At 68.4% G+C, this 3433-nt stretch carries 3 protein-coding genes and 1 pseudogene; all 4 read left to right on the plus strand.

Annotated elements, in window-relative coordinates; translation table 11 throughout:
• Nucleotides 1–165, plus strand: a pseudogene (locus A5652_RS27505) (tRNA (adenosine(37)-N6)-dimethylallyltransferase MiaA); the annotation flags it as partial.
• A gap of 4 nt (nt 166–169) precedes the next feature.
• On the plus strand, nt 170–1042 hold the full coding sequence (gene dapF, locus A5652_RS10415; protein WP_067350217.1) for a diaminopimelate epimerase: 873 nt from the start codon (nt 170–172) through the stop codon (nt 1040–1042).
• 46 nt (nt 1043–1088) lie between these two features.
• Nucleotides 1089–2528: a GTPase HflX gene (gene hflX / locus A5652_RS10420; protein WP_067350220.1), complete on the plus strand. Its 1440-nt coding sequence runs from the start codon at nt 1089–1091 to the stop codon at nt 2526–2528.
• Between the two features lie 137 nt (nt 2529–2665).
• Nucleotides 2666–3433 (plus strand): acyl-CoA dehydrogenase family protein (locus A5652_RS10425; RefSeq protein WP_082983851.1); only part of this gene is annotated, 768 nt, incomplete at its 3' end.

The raw sequence follows: 3433 nt of genomic DNA on the forward strand, positions 1-3433 counted from the left end.
GCGCGCGAGCAGACCTTCTTCGGCACCCGACGCTACGTCCGGCGCCAGCGGTCCTGGTTTCGCCGGGATCATCGCGTGCAGTGGCTCGATGTGGGCGCGGCGGCCCCGGCGGAGGGTGCCGCGCTCGTCGACGCCGCCGTGCGGGCGTGGCGCCACGTATCCTGAGCAGGTGAATTTCGCCAAGGGCCACGGCACCCAGAACGACTTCGTGGTGCTGCCGGACCCGCAGGCCGAGCTGAGCCTGACCGAGTCGCGGGTCGCCGCGCTGTGCGACCGGCGCCGCGGGCTCGGGGCCGACGGCGTGCTGCGCGTCACCACCGCCGGTGCGGCGCTGTCGGCCGGCGTGCTCGACCGGGTGCCCGACGGAGTGGACGCCGGTGACTGGTACATGGACTACCGCAACGCCGACGGGTCCGTCGCCCAGATGTGCGGCAACGGCGTTCGGGTTTTCGCACACTACCTGCGCGCCAGCGGCATGGAGTCCCGTGACGAATTCGTGGTCGGGTCGCTGGCCGGCCCGCGGCCGGTCGCGGTGCATCGCGCCGATGCGACCACCGCCGACGTCAGCGTCGACATGGGCAAGGCCAACACGCTGGGCCCGGGCGAAGCGGTCGTGGGCGGCCGGCGGTTCTCGGGCCTGGCGGTCGATGTGGGCAATCCGCACCTGGCCTGCGTGGACCCGCAGCTGACGGCCGAGGCGCTCGCGGCGCTGGACGTGGCCGCGCCGGTGAGCTTCGATCCCGCCCAATTCCCGGACGGGGTGAATGTCGAGATCCTCACCGCACCGGCCGATGGGGTGGTGCAGATGCGCGTGCACGAGCGGGGGGTGGGCGAAACGCGCTCCTGCGGCACCGGAACGGTCGCGGCCGCGGTCGCCGCGCTGACGGCTGCCGGTACGGCCACCGGCACCCTCACCGTTCGGGTGCCCGGGGGGGAGGTCGTCGTCACGATCACCGACGCCACCAGCTTCCTGCGCGGACCGTCCGTACTGGTAGCCCAAGGAGAACTCAGCGAGGAATGGTGGCGCGAACAGCAGCGTTAAATCAGGTGCGCGACACCGTTTTCGCGTGCATCATCTTGTATTGCCTATGACAGAACCTGAATTTCGCGATCACGCTTCGGCCATCCCGGAGCCCAGTACGGGCGAACTCGCCCTCGAAGATCGGTCGGCGCTGCGGCGCGTCGCCGGCCTGTCGACCGAACTCACCGACGTCTCCGAAGTCGAATACCGCCAGCTCCGGCTCGAGCGGGTGGTCCTGGTGGGCGTGTGGACGGACGGCACGGCCGCCGACAGCGAGGCCAGCATGGCCGAGCTCGCCGCCCTGGCCGAAACCGCTGGCTCCGAAGTGCTCGAAGGGTTGATCCAGCGCCGTGACAAGCCCGACCCGTCGACGTACATCGGTTCGGGCAAGGCCGCCGAACTACGCGAAGTGGTGCTGGCCACCGGCGCCGACACCGTCATCTGCGACGGTGAACTGTCCCCGGCGCAGCTGACCGCACTGGAAAAGGCGGTCAAGGTCAAGGTCATCGACCGCACAGCGTTGATCCTCGACATTTTCGCCCAGCACGCCACCAGCCGGGAGGGCAAGGCGCAGGTCTCGCTGGCCCAGATGGAATACATGCTGCCGCGGCTGCGCGGCTGGGGCGAGTCGATGTCGCGGCAGGCTGGTGGCCGTGCCGGGGGCAGCGGGGGAGGCGTGGGCCTGCGCGGCCCGGGTGAAACCAAGATTGAGACCGACCGGCGTCGCATCCGCGAGCGCATGGCCAAGCTGCGCCGGGAGATCAAGGACATGAAGCAGGTCCGCGACACCCAGCGCAGCCGGCGGGTGCACAGCGACCTGCCCGCGATCGCCATCGTCGGCTACACCAATGCCGGCAAGTCGAGCCTGCTCAACGCGCTGACCGGGGCCGGGGTGCTGGTCCAGGACGCGTTGTTCGCCACCCTGGAACCCACCACCCGACGCGCCGAGTTCGATGACGGCCGGCCGTTCGTGCTCACCGACACCGTCGGATTCGTCCGGCACCTGCCCACCCAACTGGTCGAAGCCTTCCGCTCCACGCTGGAAGAGGTCGTCGACGCCGACCTGTTGGTACACGTCGTCGACGGCTCGGACGTCAACCCGCTGGCGCAGATCAACGCGGTCCGCCAGGTGGTGTCCGAAGTCGTCGCCGATTACGGGACCGACCACGACGGTGCCGCGCCGCAGGAGCTGGTGGTGGTGAACAAGGTCGACGCGGCGAGTGATTTGACGCTGGCCAAGCTTCGCCATGCCCTGCCCGGCGCCATGTTCGTGTCCGCGCGCACCGGCGACGGCATCGACGCCCTACGCCGCCGGATCGCCGAACTCGCCGTTCCCGCCGACACCGCCGTCGACGTGGTGATCCCGTACCACCGCGGCGACCTGGTGGCCCGTCTGCACGCACATGGACGCGTCGAGCAGGAGGAGCACAACGCCGAGGGCACCCGCATCCTGGCCCGGGTTCCGCTGGCCCTGGCCGGCCGGCTGCGCGAGTTCTCCGCGCACTGAGCGTGCCCTAGGGGATCCCTGCAGCGCAGGGCCATCCGACCTCCTCGAGCCGAAGGTAGGCGACCCCGCCGGCCGCCTACCAACCGTCCGGTTGGTATATCTTGGGCTGCAGTCATCCCAGTCGCCGGAGGTCTTCCATGAGCAGCGCCATCAAATACCAGCGCACTCTTTTCGAGCCAGAGCACGACCTGTTCCGTGAGTCCTACCGGGGCTTTCTAGAGCGCCACGTCGCGCCCTATCACGACGAGTGGGAGAAAGAGAAGATCGTCGACCGCGGTGTGTGGCTCGAGGCCGGCAAGCAAGGCTTCCTCGGCATGGCGGTGCCCGAAGAGTACGGCGGCGGGGGCAACCCCGACTTCCGGTACAACGCGATCATCACCGAGGAAACCACCGCCGGGCGCTACAGCGGCATCGGTTTCGGCCTGCACAACGACATCGTGGCGCCGTACCTGTTGGCGCTGGCCACCGAGGAACAGAAGCAACGCTGGCTGCCGAAATTCTGCACCGGAGAACTGATTACGGCGATCGCGATGACCGAGCCGGGAACGGGTAGCGACCTGCAGGGCATCAAGACCCGTGCCGTCAAGCAGGGCGACCATTACGTCCTCAACGGTTCAAAAACGTTCATCACCAACGGAATCAACTCCGACCTGGTGCTCGTGGTCGCGCAGACCGACCCGGAAATGGGCTCTCAGGGTTTCTCGCTGCTCGCCGTCGAGCGAGGTATGGAGGGCTTCGAGCGCGGGCGCCACTTGGACAAGATCGGGCTCGACGCCCAGGACACCGCCGAGCTGTCGTTCACCGACGTCAAGGTGCCGGCCGAAAACCTGCTGGGCAAAGAGGGCATGGGATTCATCTACCTCATGCAGAACCTGCCGCAGGAACGCATCTCGATCGCCATCATG

Source organism: Mycobacterium sp. 1165178.9, assembly GCF_001673555.1.
Lineage (GTDB): Bacteria > Actinomycetota > Actinomycetes > Mycobacteriales > Mycobacteriaceae > Mycobacterium.

Coding starts and splice junctions, on each gene's coding strand:
- hflX (WP_067350220.1), top strand. CDS start 1,089: ATGACAGAACCTGAATTTCGCGATCACGCTTCGGCCATCCCGGAGCCC.